Origin of the sequence: Shewanella avicenniae, assembly GCF_017354945.1 — a bacterium.
GTDB lineage: Bacteria > Pseudomonadota > Gammaproteobacteria > Enterobacterales > Shewanellaceae > Shewanella > Shewanella avicenniae.
Genome location: NZ_CP071503.1, coordinates 1,462,884 through 1,480,208, shown reverse-complemented (window position 1 = coordinate 1,480,208; position 17,325 = coordinate 1,462,884). Strand labels below are relative to the sequence as shown.

Annotated in this window: 16 protein-coding genes; 9 read left to right on the top strand and 7 right to left on the bottom strand. The window is 49.1% G+C overall.

Features of this window, described 5'->3' with window-relative positions; translation table 11 throughout:
- The first annotated feature begins 128 nt into the window (after positions 1–128).
- Both panP and JYB87_RS06540 read left to right on the top strand, forming a co-directional pair.
- Positions 129–1,781: a pyridoxal-dependent aspartate 1-decarboxylase PanP gene (gene panP, locus JYB87_RS06545; protein WP_207356075.1), complete on the top strand. Its 1,653-nt coding sequence runs from the start codon at positions 129–131 to the stop codon at positions 1,779–1,781.
- A gap of 215 nt (positions 1,782–1,996) precedes the next feature.
- Positions 1,997–4,012, top strand: a complete 2,016-nt coding sequence (locus JYB87_RS06540; RefSeq protein WP_207356074.1) for a S9 family peptidase — start codon at positions 1,997–1,999, stop codon at positions 4,010–4,012.
- 91 nt (positions 4,013–4,103) lie between these two features.
- On the opposite strand, the gene JYB87_RS06535 is transcribed toward JYB87_RS06540, so the two are convergent.
- From JYB87_RS06535 to JYB87_RS06525, 3 genes are all read right to left on the bottom strand, one after another.
- A complete protein-coding gene (locus tag JYB87_RS06535) occupies positions 4,104–4,865 on the bottom strand; it encodes a hypothetical protein (RefSeq protein ID WP_207356073.1) in 762 nt (253 codons plus the stop codon).
- A complete protein-coding gene (locus tag JYB87_RS06530) occupies positions 4,855–5,415 on the bottom strand; it encodes a cyclin-dependent kinase inhibitor 3 family protein (RefSeq protein WP_207356072.1) in 561 nt (186 codons plus the stop codon). The genes JYB87_RS06535 and JYB87_RS06530 overlap by 11 nt, the downstream gene beginning before the upstream one ends.
- A 202-nt stretch (positions 5,416–5,617) precedes the next feature.
- A complete protein-coding gene (locus JYB87_RS06525) occupies positions 5,618–7,330 on the bottom strand; it encodes a phospho-sugar mutase (RefSeq protein ID WP_207356071.1) in 1,713 nt (570 codons plus the stop codon).
- A 287-nt stretch (positions 7,331–7,617) separates the two neighbouring features.
- On the opposite strand from JYB87_RS06525, the gene JYB87_RS06520 reads away from it, so the two are divergent.
- The 4 genes from JYB87_RS06520 (at position 7,618) to JYB87_RS06505 (ending at position 9,551) form a co-directional block, all read left to right on the top strand.
- Positions 7,618–8,022, top strand: a complete 405-nt coding sequence (locus JYB87_RS06520) for a phosphate-starvation-inducible protein PsiE (RefSeq protein WP_207356070.1) — start codon at positions 7,618–7,620, stop codon at positions 8,020–8,022.
- Positions 8,023–8,146: 124 nt separating this feature from the next.
- Entirely contained in the window at positions 8,147–8,446 is a 300-nt protein-coding gene (locus JYB87_RS06515; protein WP_207356069.1) for a PilZ domain-containing protein, read from the top strand.
- Positions 8,447–8,530: 84 nt separating this feature from the next.
- Positions 8,531–9,199, top strand: coding sequence for an AAA family ATPase (locus tag JYB87_RS06510; RefSeq protein WP_207356068.1), 669 nt, complete (start codon positions 8,531–8,533; stop codon positions 9,197–9,199).
- Positions 9,186–9,551, top strand: a complete 366-nt coding sequence (locus tag JYB87_RS06505) for a replication protein RepA (protein WP_207356067.1) — start codon at positions 9,186–9,188, stop codon at positions 9,549–9,551. Before JYB87_RS06510 ends, JYB87_RS06505 begins: the two co-directional genes overlap by 14 nt.
- Before the next feature lie 9 nt (positions 9,552–9,560).
- Here JYB87_RS06505 and JYB87_RS06500 read toward each other — a convergent pair whose 3' ends face one another.
- Positions 9,561–9,803: a YecH family metal-binding protein gene (locus JYB87_RS06500; protein ID WP_207356066.1), complete on the bottom strand. Its 243-nt coding sequence runs from the start codon at positions 9,801–9,803 to the stop codon at positions 9,561–9,563.
- Between the two features lie 141 nt (positions 9,804–9,944).
- On the opposite strand from JYB87_RS06500, the gene JYB87_RS06495 reads away from it, so the two are divergent.
- The 3 genes from JYB87_RS06495 (at position 9,945) to JYB87_RS06485 (ending at position 14,091) form a co-directional block, all read left to right on the top strand.
- A complete protein-coding gene (locus JYB87_RS06495; protein ID WP_207356620.1) occupies positions 9,945–11,615 on the top strand; it encodes a sensor histidine kinase in 1,671 nt (556 codons plus the stop codon).
- A 1-nt stretch (position 11,616) separates the two neighbouring features.
- A complete protein-coding gene (gene btsR / locus JYB87_RS06490; RefSeq protein ID WP_207356065.1) occupies positions 11,617–12,327 on the top strand; it encodes a two-component system response regulator BtsR in 711 nt (236 codons plus the stop codon).
- Positions 12,328–12,654: 327 nt separating this feature from the next.
- Positions 12,655–14,091 (top strand): carbon starvation CstA family protein, encoded by a 1,437-nt coding sequence (locus JYB87_RS06485; RefSeq protein ID WP_207356064.1) that lies wholly within the window; start codon positions 12,655–12,657, stop codon positions 14,089–14,091.
- A gap of 412 nt (positions 14,092–14,503) precedes the next feature.
- Here JYB87_RS06485 and fdx read toward each other — a convergent pair whose 3' ends face one another.
- From fdx to hscB, 3 genes are all read right to left on the bottom strand, one after another.
- Positions 14,504–14,839 carry an ISC system 2Fe-2S type ferredoxin gene (fdx, locus tag JYB87_RS06480; protein WP_207356063.1) on the bottom strand — a complete coding sequence of 112 codons (336 nt, stop codon included), beginning with the start codon at positions 14,837–14,839 and terminating at the stop codon, positions 14,504–14,506.
- A 9-nt stretch (positions 14,840–14,848) separates the two neighbouring features.
- Positions 14,849–16,708, bottom strand: a complete 1,860-nt coding sequence (gene hscA, locus JYB87_RS06475) for a Fe-S protein assembly chaperone HscA (protein ID WP_207356062.1) — start codon at positions 16,706–16,708, stop codon at positions 14,849–14,851.
- 84 nt (positions 16,709–16,792) lie between these two features.
- A complete protein-coding gene (hscB, locus tag JYB87_RS06470) occupies positions 16,793–17,314 on the bottom strand; it encodes a co-chaperone HscB (protein WP_207356061.1) in 522 nt (173 codons plus the stop codon).
- Positions 17,315–17,325 lie beyond the last annotated feature (11 nt).

The following is a 17,325-nucleotide window of genomic DNA, read 5'->3' as shown; positions in this document are numbered from 1 at the left end:
CCCTTATTTTTTCAGCGTTCAGTAAGCCGCTTGCTATTGCCACGCTTGTATGGGTAAATGGCTTGCAGTAAAGTGTCCCCCCATTCTTAGGCCTTACTCAGGCGTTAGCAACGAGAACTGTTCGATCCATGTCTGCCAGCAAATCACGCAAAGCAACCGCTTCAGAAGAAAGTTTGTGGCGTATTTTTACGGTGCCGGAAGCGCCGGAGTCGACGCTGAGTAAGATAGAACAAGCGCTATCAGAGGACTTAGAAGGCTTTCTAAGCCAAAATATTGTGGCGTTAGAAAAGCCGTTGCATGAGATCGAAAAAGATTTTCGCGCCTTTGAAATCCCTGATTCGCCTAAGTTTGTTTCTGACTATACCGAAGAGATGATGCAGACCTTGATTGCTCACTCAGTGCACACGGCGGCACCGAGCTTTATTGGGCACATGACCTCTGCACTGCCCTATTTCGTGTTGCCACTGTCGAAAATGATGGTCGGACTCAACCAAAACTTGGTCAAAATCGAAACATCAAAAGCCTTTACGCCGCTCGAGCGGCAAGTACTGGGCATGATGCATCATCTGATTTTTGCCGAACAACCGAGCTTCTATCAACGCTGGATGCACAGTGCTGACCACTCACTGGGGGCATTTTGCTCCGGCGGCACAGTGGCGAATATTTCCGCTCTTTGGATTGCCCGCAACCGCCTGTTAAAACCTGATGGTGAGTTTAGCGGTGTCACCCAAGACGGCTTATTTGCTGGATTACGCCATTATGGTTGGGATGATCTGGCAATTTTAGTCTCAGAGCGTGGTCACTATTCACTGGGCAAAACCGCCGATCTGCTCGGCATTGGTAGAAAGAACATTATTCCCATTGCTACCGACGCCAATAATCGGGTGGATGTGACGGCCATGCGCCAAGCAGCCGCACAGCTCGCCGAGCGCAATGTACGAGTGATGGCCATTATCGGCGTTGCGGGCACCACTGAGACAGGTAATGTCGATCCACTCAATGAGTTGGCCGATCTCGCCGCTGAACTGCAGTGTCATTTTCACGTGGATGCCGCTTGGGGTGGCGCCAGCTTGATGTCTCGCAAGTACCGTCATCTGCTGGCGGGCATTGAGCGTGCAGATTCGGTCACTATTGATGCACATAAACAGATGTATGTACCGATGGGCGCGGGCATGGTGATTTTTAAAGACCCCGAACTTGCGCGCTCTATCGTCCATCACGCTGAATACATTTTACGCCGCGGCTCAAAAGACTTAGGCAGTCAAACCCTCGAAGGTTCGCGCCCAGGGATGGCAATGCTGGTGCATGCCTGTTTGCAGATTATCGGCCGTGAGGGTTATGAAATCCTTATCGATAACTCGCTGGGAAAGGCACGTTATTTCGCCAGTTTAATCAAGCAACACCCAGATTTTGAACTGATCAGCGAACCCGAACTGTGTCTGCTGACCTATCGTTATGTGCCGCTTAAAGTACGCAGAGCCTTGGCTGAAGCGGTAGAGCAACAGCAATGGCCGCGAGTGGAAAAGATCAACAAACTGTTGGATGAACTGACCCAAACCATTCAGAAATCGCAACGGGAACAGGGTAAATCGTTTGTATCGCGTACACGCCTGCAACCTGCGGTGTATCAACGTCAAAGTGTGACCGTACTGCGAGTGGTGTTGGCCAACCCGCTCACCTCAGAGCAGATCCTCAAAGATGTGCTGAATGAACAAGTGACCATTGCTGAAACTAAGTCACACTTGCTCAACCAGCTCGATAAACTCTGCCAACCAATCTAACACCCGCCGTGACAGGTTACGCACGTCATGCACTGCGCTAACCTGTCAGCTATGACTAGCTCACAACTGCTTCAGTCACATATTCATTTACAAATCTGTTACTTTTCTGACGCCCTTTTTCTGCGCATCCTGAGTATGCTAAGCCCACATCAATAAGAACAAAGTGATGGCGCCATTATTGGACTATCGCACTCAGCTTGAACAAGGAAAGCCTCATGAAAACCCTCTGGTTATTGGCCGCCGCAGTTGCGGTTCCAGCATTAGCAGATCCGTTCCAACCGATTGACGTGTTTGATCTTGAATACGCCAGCAACCCGCAAATTTCGCCAAACGGCAATCAAGTGGTGTATGTGCGTACCGCAATGGACATCAAAACTGACCATAGCTACGGCAATTTATGGCTGGTTGACAGCAAAGGCGAACAACATCGCCCGATCACCTCTGGCCCACAAAACACCTCGTCGCCCGTTTGGTCTCCCGATGGCAAGCAACTGCTCTACGTCAGTGACCAAGATGGCAGTAATCAGCTGTATCTACGTTGGATGGACAACGGCCAAACAGCGCGCCTGACCAATTTGACCAGCTATCCCACCAACGTGAGTTTTTCACCAGATGGGAAGTGGATTGCATTTACCCTGCCAGTCACCGCGGCCACCGACAGCTTCGCCAAGATGCCCGCAAAACCTAAAGGCGCCGAATGGGAAGCAGATGCCAAGGTCATCGATAAAATGTTCTACCGTGCAGACGGTGCAGGCTATCTCAACAGCGATATTCGCCAGCTGTTTATCATGTCGGCTGAAGGTGGCGTCCCTCATCAACTCACGCACAGTGCCTACAGCCATGGCGGTGCTTACAGTTGGGATGCCGACAGCAAATCTATCGTTTACAGCGCCAATGAACATGATGATTGGGAATATCAATCATCCAATAGCGAGTTATATCGGGTCACGCTGGAGGGCAAAACCACAGCATTGACCGATCGCATCGGCCCCGACAACAACCCGAAAGTGTCTCCCGATGGGAAATACATCGCCTATTTAGGCTTTGATGATAAAAAGCTCGGCTACCAAAATATTGGCTTGTACCTGATGCATAAAGATGGCTCCAACGCCAAGCTGATCAGCGCCAAGTTAGATCGCAGTATCAATGATATCGAATGGGATGACGGCAGTGATGGGCTTTATCTCAGCTATGACGACCAAGGCCATACCAAACTGGCCTATACCAATCTAGCCGGCAAACTGACAGATATCACCGCGGATGTCGGCGGCGAAGATATTGGTCGGCCTTATGCCAGCGGCAGCTTTTCGGTCGCCAATGGCTCACTGGCATATACCCAGAGCAACACCAGTCATCCTGCAGACATTGCCATTGTCAGCAAAGGTTCAAAACCTAAACGCTTGACCGATTTAAATAGTGATCTGTTCGCGTTTAAATCCATGGGCAAAGTGGAAGAGTTTTGGGTCAAATCCAGCGCGGATGGGTTACCCATTCAAGCATGGCGGGTTCTGCCGCCTGATTTCGACCCGAAAAAACAATATCCATTGTTACTCGAGATTCACGGTGGCCCATTTGCCAACTACGGCGCCCGCTTCGCCGCTGAGATGCAACTGTATGCTAACGCGGGCTACGTGGTGGTGTATCTCAACCCTCGCGGTTCCACCAGCTATGGCGCTGAATTTGCCAATAAAATCCATCATAACTACCCAAGCCAAGACTATGATGACTTGATGTCAGCGGTTGATGACACGATTGCCCAAGGCTACATCGACAAAGATAACCTATTCGTGACTGGCGGCTCAGGTGGCGGCGTGCTAACCGCGTGGATTGTTGGCACTACAGACCGCTTCCGCGCGGCCGTAGTCGCAAAACCGGTGATCAACTGGGCGAGTTTTGTATTAACGGCTGATTTCAGCCCTTACTTTACCGAGTACTGGTTTGGCAATATGCCGTGGGAAGACCCAATGGGTTACTGGAAGCGTTCACCGCTGTCACGAGTAGGCAATGTGACCACGCCGACTATGTTGCTGACTGGCGAGCAAGATTACCGCACGCCGATTTCAGAAACTGAGCAATTCTACCAAGCACTGAAACTGCAAAAAGTTGATACCGCCATGGTTCGGATTGCAGGCTCCGGTCACCATATCACGGCTCGACCATCTAATTTGATGCGTAAAGTGGTCTACATTTTGGCGTGGTTTGATAAACATAAAGCGGATAAAAAGCAGTAACTAACCCCGTAACTGACTCAGTAACAAATTTGAATATAATGAAGCCGCGTTTTGCCATTTTGCTTAACGCGGCTTTTTTGTGCCAAGCCATTTAGAGATGATGCAGTTGCTGCAGCATATCCGCTTTGCGACTAAGCAGCTTATCAATCAACTTGTGACTCGCCTGATGTTGCTGCAAAAGCGCAAAAATTTCACTATCGGCGAGATCGGTGACTAAGCGAATTGCCTCAATCAGTTGCGCTCGCGTCATTTCGCCAAACAAGCGCTCAGCGGCTGGATTAAGTTGCTTATCTCGCAGTGAATGTATTTCGCCTACTTCTACTGAAAAAGCACTGCCCTTGGGATCACCATTGGCGCGATAGGCTAGTGCCCCGCCGAGATCTAAACTCAGCACTTGGCGATTAGCCACCCCCTGATTATCACCATGCAGCCCCACCGCATCCCAATTGGCTGTCCACGCATGCACAGCAAACCAACGGCGAGCTTGGGCACGTTCATTTTCATCAAAATGCGCAATCGACTTTTTGGATAAAGGCCGCCAACGGGTAATGATCTGGCAAGGATTTAGTGCAGGGAGATATTCAAAGGTAGGGACACCCACAAATTGGTAGAGCTGTGCAGTGAGCCACTCGTTGTTCGCCAAAGCAGGCGACTCTAGCGTTTTGACGTAATAACGCTGATGTTTAGCATCTTGGTAAACCCCTGCAGGATTACTGCCTATCGCCGCGGCAACCCGCTGCCAGTTGGAACTATCCACTTTCTCAAGCGTTTGTACTTTTTCAGGCGTTTGTACTGTGTTAGCCATCCCCGCCTTGTTAGGCGCGCCAGTATTCTGGTCTACATCATTCATCATCAATAACTGACCAACTGCGCACTAATGCCAATTGTGCCGCTGTTTCAATAGCGCCTTTGCGCTGTTGCCGCACCTGCTGGATAGCGTCTTCCACCGGAGTTCCCAACTCAATCAGCAACCGTGCGGCGATCATGCCCGCACGGCCAAGCCCACCCTTACAGTGCACCACGATATCTTGCTGCTGGCGTAATTGCTGCCTAAGTTGCTTCCCTGCTGTCGCCCATGCAATTTCAAACGCTGCGCCCGGCACTGAGTAGTCGGCGATGGGCAGATGCAGCCATGCCATGCCCTGTTGTTGTACCACCTCGCCCAAGGTTGGCACCTTTAAGCTGACCAGTTCATGTTGCTCAACCAGCGTAAGTACCGCTGTTGCTCCCCAAGCTTTGATCGCGGCGACATCTAACTGCAGGTCACGTCGCCAACCACCTGTCGCCGCCCAAGGATCATACTTGCCGGGGCAAAAGGTGATGCCGATTCGTCCCGAATCAGCCGAATGTTGTACCGCAGCAATCTGCAATGGGTGGGTTTCACTGGTCCGTAGTAATGCCATAGTCACTCCATTTAAGCGCTCAGCTTAACGCTCAAAATCAGCTCTAAGCCGATAACTTGAGCACTCAGCTTAAGAATTTTGCGCTGTTAAAGCTTTGACGTTGAGCAATATTGCGCCAAATTGTCGCATTCTGAAATGGCCGAATAGAAAAGCAGAGCCTTGGCTCTGCTTTGACACTGTCGATAAAATTTGATTGAGAAAATTAGCCGAGCAATGACTGTTGATGGCGGCTAATCAACTTGGTAAGTCTTTCAGTACCTTTGACTTCGGCCACGGCGTAGGTGTCGAGCCCCATAGGTTGCACCACTTGGTAATAGCACTTGAGCTTAGGTTCTGTGCCTGACGGACGCACCACTACGCGAGAATGATCTTGCAGGTGATAGATCAACACATCACTTTTGGGCAGAGTTAGCGCTTGCTCACCGTCAGCGTCAATTCGCACCCCGCGTTTAACATCTTCTATCGCCACCACCGCCACACCACCAATCACACTTGGGGGTTGATTACGCAGCTGCGTGCCAATGTCCATGGTTTGTTCCGATAAAGCGATACTCACCTGTTTATTCAAGTACATACCATGTTGGCGATAGATCTCGTCCAAATGTTGCCACAAGGTCTTATCTTCAGCGATGAGCTCTGCCATCAACTGGGCAAACGCCAGCAATGCCGTCAGGCCATCCTTGTCACGTACGATGGTGTCGATGGTGTAACCAAGCGCTTCTTCGTAGGCAAACAGAAATTGCTGGCTGGCAGTGGCTTGTTGCATGGCAACATTGGTAAGCCATTTAAAGCCTGTGAGCGTGGTAAAACATTTCCCCCCTGCAGATGCCGCAATAGCCGCTAACATGGATGACGACACAATCGTAGTGCCCACCAAGCGTTGCTCTGCAGGTGCTTTATGTAGCAGATAATGGCCGAGCAATAATCCTACTTGATCGCCGGTCAATTGTTGGTAGTCACTGCCCCGCTTGACCGCGACCGCCAACCGGTCGGCATCTGGGTCGTTAGCGCAGGCAATCAAGGCATCATGCTTGCGCGCTTCATCGATCACCAAGTCCATGGCGCCCGGTTCTTCTGGATTGGGGAATTTAACGGTGGGGAAACTGCCATCAGGCTGTTCTTGTGCAGCGACTGAGTACACCTGCTTAAATCCCGCTTGGGCAAGCAAGCGTTTTGCCATTTTGGCACCCACACCATGCATGGCGGTGTAAGCGATCACTACTGCGTCCGTATCGGCTGCGGATTGCAATAACGCCGAGGCAGATACCGCAGTTTGATAGGCGCCAAAAAAGCTGTCATCAAGCCAATGTAACAACTGTTGCTGCAGCGCCCTTTCCAACGGCAAAATGCGCACTTCCGTTGTCGCAGCTTGCTCAATACAGGCGGCAATTCCTGCATCGTGCGGCGCAATAATCTGGGCGCCGTTGCTCCAATACACTTTAAAGCCATTATATTCGGGCGGATTATGGCTCGCTGTCACCACCACCCCTGCGGCGGCATTAAGATGGGTTACGCCAAAGGCCACCAGCGGCGTTGGAGACACTTGATCAGTCAAGTGAACTTTAATGCCTAACGAACACAGCACTTCAGCCGTGGTATGGGCAAAACGCTTTGAGTCTGGCCGACCATCATAGCCCACCACGACCCCACGCTCAGCGGCATCCGCAATCTGGCTTAGCAAATAGTGTCCCAAGCCAGCGGCGGTTTGACGGATCACCAAAAGGTTCATTCGGGTTGGCCCAGCGCCGACCACACCGCGTAATCCTGCGGTACCAAAGGCTAGTCGCCCGTCAAAGCGGCGGCGCAACTCTTGTTCATCGCCAGCATTAATTAATTTGGCCAGTTCCACTTTGGTGGCCTGTTCCGGATCAAGCGCTAACCAGTGTTTTAATTGCAGCGCTAATTGGCTATCCATAGAAAACCCTTAAAAACTTCATTAAGGCCATTAGGGTATGCAGCTTAGTCCGTTGTCTCAAGTAAAACGTGCGTTGATGGCGCTGATTTAGCCGCTAAAGGCATTGCCGATCACCAATTTGCGCCGAGTTTTTGTGCAGATTACGTAGGCTATTGGCATTTGCCCGATTACTCATCATGCCCCCTTCAGTTAATCCGTACAGTTTATGTGATTGTAGTCACGCAAATTTCACTGAAGCTTTATGCTGAATCATTGATAATGAACACAAAATTATTGTAGGAGTTGCTATGGAAATCTATCGAAAGTACGGTGCTAAATCACTCAAGGCGGTTGAGCATGTCGTACTGCTGCTGATTGCCATCGCCACTATTGTCGCGATTGGGCAAGAAGGTGTGCATATCATTCAAGCCGGCGTGGTTGAACTTGCCGATCTACTGTTGCTGTTTATCTATCTAGAAGTCTTGGCCATGGTGGCAAACTATGCCGAGTCAGGTAAATTGCCCGTGCGTATGCCGCTATATATCGCGATTGTTGCGTTAGCGCGTTATTTGATACTGGATATGAAGGCAATGGAAGACTGGCGAGTGTTGGCCGTATCGATCTCAACACTGGTGTTGGCCTTCACCGTGATCGTGATTCGTTGGGGGCAATTGAAAATGCCTTACCCACCTCATCAGGAATACGATAAGTAAACATCTATGCCCAACAAATTGTTGGGCATATTTTTAGATATCAGCATTTTGCATGCTCTACTCAAGCGTTCTATGCTGTGTTAACGTGGCGAGTAATTATGCACATCTATAAAAGGGACGAGATATGAGTGATGAGGTCGATTCTTTCAGCGAACGCCGTAAATCCTTGCGGGTAGATCTTGAGTCTGAAGCAGTGCGATTGGGCTGGCAGGATGCCAGTGGTCAATTCCAAACAGCCGAAGGGATCTGCGTTGATTTGTCACGCCGAGGCATCTTGCTCGAATATAGTTCAGCCTTCAAGGTTGGCGAACTCATTGAAGTGACCTTTAATCCAGGCACTGACGCACAAAATACGGTACGTGGCCAAGTGTGTCGCTGCATACCGGAAGGCGAATTTTTCCGTATCGCCATGCAGCTCTACTAGACGCTGCCAGCTAAATCTCATTCTGTTCTATACTTGACTTAATGTTCAGGAAGACTAACTAGTTAATGCTCGGGGAGATTTTATATGATACTGCTCGTTGGCGGGGAGAAAGGCGGAAGTGGCAAGAGCTGCTTAGCGCAAAATATTGCGGTACACATTACTCAAAAGTTTAATGCCAACGTGTTGATGGTAGATTGTGATCCGCAGCGTACGACCTCCGACTGGATCCAAGCGCGCAATACCGATGAATCGCTTCCCAGCATTAACTGCATCCAACTCTATGGCAAAATCCGCAACGATTTGTTGAGTCTCGATGAACGCTTTGACTACGTGATTGTTGACTGTGGTGGTCAAGATAACTTAGCCATGCGTGCGGCGATGTCTGTTGCCACTTATGTTGTCATTCCACTACGCCCTAAACGACGCGATTTAAAAACCCTGCCGCACATGGAAGATATGCTTAGCACCTGTAAGATGGTGAACCCGAAAATGGTTGCCACCGTAGTGCTGACACAGTGCCCAGCCCTGCCAACTCAAGCTAAACGTATTTTAGAAGCTAAAGAAGTGGTTGAATCCTTCGGCTTACGAGTCCTGAACTCGGTAACGTTTAGTCGCAACATTTATGATGACAGCGAAGAGAAAGGCTCATCAGTGATCGAAATCGAGCCAACGGGTAAAGCGGCCGAAGAGATCCGTGCCATCGCGGATGAACTGTTTGCGATTCCGCCGGAAAATTCTTATGAGCTTAACTGATTTAAAACGTAATCTCGTAAAGAAAAAGCCTAGCAAAGTCTCGATTGAAGATTTTATCGATGACGCAACCAATTACGCCGCCGGCAAACCAAGTAAGCTTGAGGTTAGTGACAACAGCAGTGCTCAAAGCACCACCCAAGCCAAAACTGCGGAAAAGCCGGTTAAACAGTTTCGCCATGCAACGTTTACCCTGACAGAACAAAGCATCTCTCAATTGGATGAACTGTCACAACAAACCGGCATGGCGAAATCAAAACTGTTACGGATCTTCATTGCTAACTTTAGCCAACTTTCTGATGACGAGCAGGCTGGGCTGTTAGCACTTTGCGAGCAAGCTAACGAGCAGGGCTAATCCTACTCGTTAGTGGTTACAAATCTTTTCTGCTTCGGTGGTAAACCCTGCCGGAGCATCCACAAACTTACCGCGCGCAGCCAAAAATTCGATTAAAGCATCGGCATCCATATCGGCGGCACTGCAGGTGTGATAACGCGCCTCAGTACCAAACTTTTGCAACATTTGGGCTTTTAACTCTCCCTTCGTCACCCCTTGCGGTTGTGCCAATAACATCTCAAGTACTTCATGACCGTGGATAGATTCACTCATTAGTTCACCCCATTCAAAATAAGCAGTTACTGATTTATATCGATTTTTTCTGTGTCATACTCTGATTTAACGCAAGATTTCTGGCAATATAGCGCCTATTGTTATCCTGATGTGCGGCCTATTGGCCTAGGTGAATTGAAGATGCCGCTGATCCTCGCCCTCACACAACAGATGTGCCTCTATATGGTATTGGTGTATCTCGTCAGCAAAACCCCAATGTTTAAGCTGTTCGCCGAAGCCTCAACTCGCCTGCCCCATAAAATCTATATCTATCTGGTGTTCTCCGGTTTCTGCATTATGGCCACCTATTTTGGTGAACAAACTCATGGTGCCATTGCCAATACTCGAGCGATGGGCGCGGTGCTCGGGGGTTTATTGGGTGGGCCAACAACAGGGTTTTTAGTGGGATTAACCGGTGGCATTCATCGCTATACCTTGGGCGGTTTTACTGATCTATCTTGTGCTATCTCAACCACCTTTGAAGGGCTCAGTGCCGGCATGATTAGCTACTGGCTCAAAAAACAAGGCCGCAGTGAGTTGGTTTATCATCCGTTTTTGGTCGGTTTGGTCGCGTTTTATGCCGAAATGATGCAGATGTGTATCATTTTGATGGTCGCGCAGCCATTTGAAGATGCATTAGCGCTGGTGCGGCAGATTGCGCCGCCGATGCTACTGGTGAACTCCATCGGTGCCGCATTGTTTATGAGCATTATTCGCGATCAAAAAACGATGTTCGATAAACTTTCCTCCAGCTTTTCAACTAAAGCACTGAAAATCGCTGAACGCAGTGTGGGGACATTAGCTAAAGGCTTTAATGAACATACCAGCACCCAGGTTGCCAAAATTGTGATTGAAGAGACCGCTGTGGGTGCTGTAGCCATTACCGACCGAGAGAAATTACTGGCGTTTATCGGTATCGGTGCCGATCACCATCTGCCAGGCACGCCAATTTCATCAAAAATCACCATGGATGCAATCCACCAAAACCGAGTGATGTTCGCTGATGGCGTAGAAACGCCCTACGCTTGCTCTATCTCCAAGCAGTGCAAGTTAGGGTCAAGCTTAGTGATCCCGCTACGAGCGGATAATGAAGTAATTGGCACCATTAAGCTGTATGAGCCGAAAAATAAGTTGTTTTTGAATATAAACCGCACCCTTGGCGAAGGGATTGCGCGGCTGCTCTCCAACCAGATCCTATATGGTCGCTTTGAACAGCAACAAACCATGTTGACCCAAGCCGAATTAAAACTGCTGCAGGCACAAGTTAATCCACACTTTTTGTTTAATGCCTTGAATACCATCAGCGCGATTGTGCGACGCGATCCTGATAATGCTCGGCAACTGCTGCAGCAGTTAAGTCAGTTCCTGCGGATTAATCTCAAGCGCACCACCGGCCTTGTCACCCTTGGTGACGAGCTGGAGCATATCGACTCCTATCTAGCGATTGAGAAAGCCCGCTTTATCGATAAATTGCAAGTCGATATTGAGATTGATAGTGGCTTACTGGCGGTGCAAATGCCAGCGTTTACCCTGCAACCCATCATCGAAAATGCGGTGAAACATGGCACCTCGCATTTGATTGAACCGGGTAAAATCAGCGTTACAGCGGCATTAAAGCAAGATGAACTCATTCTCACGGTTGAGGACAATGCCGGGTTATATCAAGAAAAAACGGAATCCGACGGTTTAGGGATGAACCTTGTTCATAAGCGAATTCAAAATCTCTATGGGCCGCATTACGGCGTTACCGTTAGTTGTGAGCCAGATGTTTATACCCGTGTGGCGATCAACCTACCTTACCGGAACAGTTAACATGATACGTTGTTTACTCGTTGATGATGAATTGTATGCCCGCGAGGCGTTGGCCGAGTTGTTGGTGGAAGAAGCCGACATCGACATAATTGGCCAATGCAGCAACGCGGTTGAAGCGATTCAGATGATTAATCGAGAGAAACCTGATTTGGTGTTTCTCGATATTCAGATGCCGCGGATTACTGGCATGGAACTGATTGCCATGCTCGCCCCTGAACAGATGCCACGGATTGTGTTTGTTACCGCTTATGATGAATTTGCGGTAAAAGCTTTTGATAATCATGCATTTGATTATTTGCTGAAACCAGTTGATGAAAAGCGATTGCAGCAAACACTAGAGAAAGTTCGCCGAGACTTAACCCCGCAAGTGCTCACACCTGTGATGCCATTGCACTTGCTGCATCTGCCCTGCTATTGCGGCAATAAACTTAAAATTATCGCAGTAAAGGATGTTGAGTTTGCCTTCAGTGATCTTTCCGGTGTCCATATTGCCACCACCAAAGAGCAGGTGCATACCGAACTCACCCTAAAAGTGCTGGAAGAAAAGACCCCACTGCTCCGCTGCCATCGGCAATATCTGGTTTCCCCGTCTGCCATCGCAGAAATTGAAGTGTTGGAAACCGGTGCAGAAGTCACCACTCACAGTGGTGCAAAAGTGCCAGTTTCACGCCGCTTTCTTAAACCCCTGAAGCAAGCCTTTGGTTTTAATTAATAACACGCCTTTCGCCGAATGTGACTGTTAGCGCCGAGTCGCCGTTAACCCGCCCGAACAGATAAACCCAGGCAGGTGCATGGAAGCACCGATTCAGCCCCCGAACCGCTCAGTTATCCCTTTCGACCGCTTAACTTATCGTTGATGACCGCTGACATGCGCTGTCAACCGCCTAGACTGGCTAGCGACCACTTACCGAAAGCAAGAACCGCTCATCACTGCCTATAACCGCTCGCTAAGCGAATATTACCGCTTACTTAAACTCAACTTGGCGTGAATAAAGAAAGGGCTAAGATGATTGGCAACGTTAACTGGGGGAAAATAATCATGCTGTGGTTTTTACTCTGCGTAGGGCTGCTAATTGGTGGCTACTTTATTTACGGTACATTTGTTGAAAAAGTGTTTGGCATCAATAAAGCTCGCCAAACGCCTGCTTATGCTCAAAACGATGGCGTCGACTACGTGCCGATGTCCCAATCTAAAGTCTACTTAATCCAATTACTGAACATCGCTGGCGTAGGTCCAATCTTTGGTCCTATCTTGGGTGCCCTTTATGGCCCAGCCGCCATGCTGTGGATTGTGATTGGCTGTATCTTCGCTGGTGCCGTACACGATTACTTCTCTGGTATGTTGTCAGTGCGTAATGGTGGCCAATCAGTACCTAATCTTGCCGGTAAATACTTAGGTAAGAACGCAAAGAACTTTATGAACATCTTTGCCCTGGTATTGCTGCTGTTGGTAGGCGTAGTGTTTATCTCTGCCCCTGCGGGTCTGTTGGGTAAACTGACGGGCCTGAGCGTCACCATGTTTGTTGGTATCATCTTTGTGTACTACCTGATTGCGACTATCGTGCCAGTAGACAAAATCATTGGCCGTCTGTACCCATTCTTTGGTGCACTGCTGCTGTTCATGTCTGTAGGTTTGACCATCGCAATTGTGGCCTCTGATGAGCACACGCTACTGTCTGGTTTTGGTCCAGCTGATTTCTTCCAAAACTTGAACCCGAAAGACGCGCCACTGTGGCCAGCCCTGTTTATCACCATCGCTTGTGGTGCTATCTCTGGCTTCCACGCTACCCAATCACCGTTAATGGCTCGCTGTGTTGAAAACGAAGCAAATGGTCGCTTTGTGTTCTACGGTGCGATGATCGGCGAAGGTATCATTGCGTTGATTTGGTGTGCGATTGCCCTGTCGTTCTTCGGTGGTGTAGAAGGCTTAAACGAAGGTATGGGTGGCAACCCTGCCAACGTAGTGTACAGCGCATCAACAGGCTTGTTGGGTACTGTAGGTGGCTTTTTGGCTGTGTTGGGTGTAATCGTTCTGCCGATTACCTCTGGTGACACAGCATTCCGCTCTGCTCGTCTGATTTTGGCTGAATACTTCGACATGAAGCAAACTCAAATGAGCAAACGTCTGCTGCTTGCTATCCCACTGTTCATTATTGGTGGTGTTCTGACTCAAGTAGACTTCGGTATCATCTGGCGCTACTTCGGTGTAGCTAACCAAGCGACCGCAGTAATGATGCTGTGGACCGCTTCAGCTTACCTGATGCGAGCTAACAAGCTGCACTGGATTTGCACCATCCCAGCCATGTTTATGACCACAGTGGTATTTAGCTTCCTGCTGAATTCACAAACCTTGGGTGCAGGTTTACCAATGACGTTGTCAACTGTTGCCGGCATCGTAATCACCGCAGTAGTTACCGGTTTGGTGTTCTACATCAGCAAAGGCAAAGACGCTGCCATTAGCGCCGAAGAAGCGTAAGGTTAATCACTTACCGCAAGTAAGTGTCATGTCTAAGTGACACTTCTTGATAAATCCCCACTAAGCTGAATTGGTGGGGATTTTTTATTCTCATCACGTTTATCTCAAACAGGGTTTTGCTGCGGCATCTAGGATTTCACACTCGTGCAATCTCTGCTTATAGCTACCAAACATCACACGTACTCTTCGCCCAATACAATGGGATGTCTCCGAATACATTGGGATATCCGTCGCCAATACGATGGTGTGATTATTTACGCGGCATGGAAGCAATAACCTGGGTAGTTAACCCATGTGGGTGGCTTTAGAGGATGAGACTGAGGCAAGTGGCGATATTCAGACGAACAACCAATCTCAATGTTGTCGATTTCGACTGGCAACAAAAAGGCCAGCTTCCGCTGGCCTTCAATTTTTATCCTTCGCTTACCATGTTGATGGTGTACTTAGGGATCTCGACAACAAGGTCTTCATCTTCCACTTTCGCTTGGCACGACAAGCGGCTTTCCGGTTCTAAGCCCCATGCTTTATCAAGCATGTCATCTTCTAAATCATCGCTCGGTTCAAGGTTATCAAACCCTTCGCGTACGATTACGTGACAGGTAGTACAAGCGCATGATTTCTCACAGGCGTGCTCAATTTCAATCCCGTTGCGCAGGGCAACATTCAAAATAGATTCGCCTTTTTCTGCTTCAACAACCGCTCCATCTGGGCACAGTTCGGCATGAGGTAAAAATACGATTTGTGGCATTATTGCACCCTATATCTTATCTACCGACTGACCTTTCAGTGCGGCTCTAATTGAATTGTCCATGCGCTTAGCGGCAAAGGTTTGTGTCGCTGCGTCTACTTTTTCGATAGCAAGCTTGATTGCATCGGCATCATCACCTTCAGCAGCTTGAGCGAGAATTTGCATCGCGTCGTCAACCACAGTGCGTTCATCAGCGTCTAACAAAGCGCCATCGTTTGCTAAAGCGGCGTTAAGTGATTCGAGCACACGCGCAGCCTCGACTTTCTGCTCGGTCAGCATACGCAACTGAATATCTTCTTTAGCATAGGTCATAGAGTCTCTGATCATGCCGGCAATTTCAGTATCAGACAGACCAAACGATGGTTTAACCTGAATGCTAGATTGCACTCCTGTGGATTTTTCCATGGCGGTCACGCTCAGCAAACCGTCAGCATCCACTTGGAAAGTGACACGAATATGTGCAGCACCGGCGGCCAACGCGGGAATTCCGCGCAGAGTGAAACGTGCGAGCGAACGGCAATCAGCCACCAACTCACGCTCACCTTGCACCACATGGAACGCCATCGCCGTTTGACCGTCTTTGAAGGTAGTAAATTCTTGTGCGCGCGCAACCGGAATGGTGGTGTTACGTGGAATCACCTTTTCCACTAAGCCACCCATGGTTTCAATCCCTAACGACAATGGGATTACATCCAGCAACAGCAACTCTGAATCTGGCTTGTTGCCCACCAGAATATCCGCTTGAATAGCAGCACCGATGGCCACCACGCGATCTGGATCGATGCTGGTCAGTGGTGTTCTACCAAAGAATTCACCAACCAATTCACGCACCAGCGGCACTCGCGTAGAGCCACCCACCATCACCACTTCTAAGACGTCATCGGTTTCAACACTGGCATCACGCAGCGCTTTACGGCAGCTTTGAATCGTCTTCTTCACCAGTTTGCTGATGAGCTCGTTAAATTGCTCAAGACTGGTATCGCAACTAACTGCATTGCCATCAAAATTGAAGCTTGTGGTCGCGGTAGCGTTGTCCGACAGCGCTTCTTTCACTCGACGTGCCTCCATCAGCAACTGACGTTCTTGCTGAGCACCAAGTTCGCTAAGCCCCAAACGTGTGCGTAAATCTTCAGCCAACAGGTGGTCGAAATCATCACCACCGAGCTGCGAATCACCGCCAGTAGCAAGAACCTCAAATACACCACGATTTAACCGTAGAATGGAGATATCAAAAGTACCACCGCCAAGGTCATAAACCGCAATAACGCCTTCTTGCCCGGAATCTAAGCCGTATGCGATCGCTGCGGCAGTTGGTTCATTTAACAAACGCAGTACTTTCACACCCAACAGATTGGCAGCATCTTTGGTGCCTTGACGTTGCGCGTCATCAAAATAAGCTGGAACGGTAATTACCACACCTTCAAGTGAACCACCGAGGGTCTCTTCAGCGCGCGCCACGAGTGGACGTAAGATCTCCGCAGAGACCTGAATTGGATTGAGTTTCCCAGCTTCAGTGACAAAGACCGGCAAGCCATTCTCACTGGATTCAAATTGATAAGGAAAACGCTGCGCGCCTTGTTGCACATCGGCCAGTGAGCGCCCCATAAAACGCTTTACTGACACAATGGTATTTTGCGGATCAATCGCCGAATGTGCCAGCGCTTCACTGCCTACTGTGATTGTGTCTTTAGCGAAATGCACCACTGAAGGCAATGAGTGATGCCCTGCCAGATCGGCTAAGGTCTCAGCCTTACCACTACGAACAGACGCGACCAGAGAATTGGTTGTGCCTAAGTCAATACCAGCCGCAAGTCGATGCTGGTGAGGAGCTGCCATTTGGCCAGGTTCAGCAATTTGCAAAAGTGCCATAATTATCCATTCTTCATTAAAAATTTGGCTCAACCTTTGTGAGCCAAATTGTTAACTGAGGTAAGTGATGCTTACTCAAGACGCTTAGTCGTACATCGCGTCCTGAATTCTAACCAGTTCATCCTGCAATTTTGCCATAAACTTTAGCTTCCGGACGTGATCTGCCGCGCTTTGTGTAGCGGCTGCATCATCCTTTGCTAATAAATCTTGCAGAGCGTTAGTGATGGCGGCGCGATATTGTTTGAACGAACGTTCAAGCTTGTCAGCTTCGTGTTCATCACCGCTACGACTAATATCTTCTAATGCTTCGCGCCATTCCATCTGCTGCATCAAAAAACTGGTGTCTTTCACCGTTTGGGTTTCATTTTGTAACGCCACCCCTTTCATCTCCAGCAGATGCTCAGCTCGGCGAATAGGATCTTTCAGGGTTTGAAAGCCATCATTAATCTGTGCAGTGCGGGAGACCGCCAGTAGCTTTTGCTGTTCACTGGCGTTAGCGAATCTATCTGGATGAGCCGCTTTTTGCAGCTCACGATAGCGGGCAGAAAGATCAGCGACATCAACCTCAAATGCCGCTGGTAAATCAAACAACTCGAAGTAGTTCATACAGCGCTCTA

What these genes read in the sequence shown, in the direction of transcription:
- panP (WP_207356075.1), top strand. Translation starts at nt 129, where the DNA reads ATGTCTGCCAGCAAATCACGCAAAGCAACCGCTTCAGAAGAAAGTTTG.
- JYB87_RS06540 (WP_207356074.1), top strand. Translation starts at nt 1,997, where the DNA reads ATGAAAACCCTCTGGTTATTGGCCGCCGCAGTTGCGGTTCCAGCATTA.
- JYB87_RS06535 (WP_207356073.1), bottom strand. Translation starts at nt 4,865, where the DNA reads ATGATGAATGATGTAGACCAGAATACTGGCGCGCCTAACAAGGCGGGG.
- JYB87_RS06530 (WP_207356072.1), bottom strand. Translation starts at nt 5,415, where the DNA reads ATGGCATTACTACGGACCAGTGAAACCCACCCATTGCAGATTGCTGCG.
- JYB87_RS06525 (WP_207356071.1), bottom strand. Translation starts at nt 7,330, where the DNA reads ATGGATAGCCAATTAGCGCTGCAATTAAAACACTGGTTAGCGCTTGAT.
- JYB87_RS06520 (WP_207356070.1), top strand. Translation starts at nt 7,618, where the DNA reads ATGGAAATCTATCGAAAGTACGGTGCTAAATCACTCAAGGCGGTTGAG.
- JYB87_RS06515 (WP_207356069.1), top strand. Translation starts at nt 8,147, where the DNA reads ATGAGTGATGAGGTCGATTCTTTCAGCGAACGCCGTAAATCCTTGCGG.
- JYB87_RS06510 (WP_207356068.1), top strand. Translation starts at nt 8,531, where the DNA reads ATGATACTGCTCGTTGGCGGGGAGAAAGGCGGAAGTGGCAAGAGCTGC.
- JYB87_RS06505 (WP_207356067.1), top strand. Translation starts at nt 9,186, where the DNA reads ATGAGCTTAACTGATTTAAAACGTAATCTCGTAAAGAAAAAGCCTAGC.
- JYB87_RS06500 (WP_207356066.1), bottom strand. Translation starts at nt 9,803, where the DNA reads ATGAGTGAATCTATCCACGGTCATGAAGTACTTGAGATGTTATTGGCA.
- JYB87_RS06495 (WP_207356620.1), top strand. Translation starts at nt 9,945, where the DNA reads ATGCCGCTGATCCTCGCCCTCACACAACAGATGTGCCTCTATATGGTA.
- btsR (WP_207356065.1), top strand. Translation starts at nt 11,617, where the DNA reads ATGATACGTTGTTTACTCGTTGATGATGAATTGTATGCCCGCGAGGCG.
- JYB87_RS06485 (WP_207356064.1), top strand. Translation starts at nt 12,655, where the DNA reads ATGCTGTGGTTTTTACTCTGCGTAGGGCTGCTAATTGGTGGCTACTTT.
- fdx (WP_207356063.1), bottom strand. Translation starts at nt 14,839, where the DNA reads ATGCCACAAATCGTATTTTTACCTCATGCCGAACTGTGCCCAGATGGA.
- hscA (WP_207356062.1), bottom strand. Translation starts at nt 16,708, where the DNA reads ATGGCACTTTTGCAAATTGCTGAACCTGGCCAAATGGCAGCTCCTCAC.
- hscB (WP_207356061.1), bottom strand. Translation starts at nt 17,314, where the DNA reads ATGAACTACTTCGAGTTGTTTGATTTACCAGCGGCATTTGAGGTTGAT.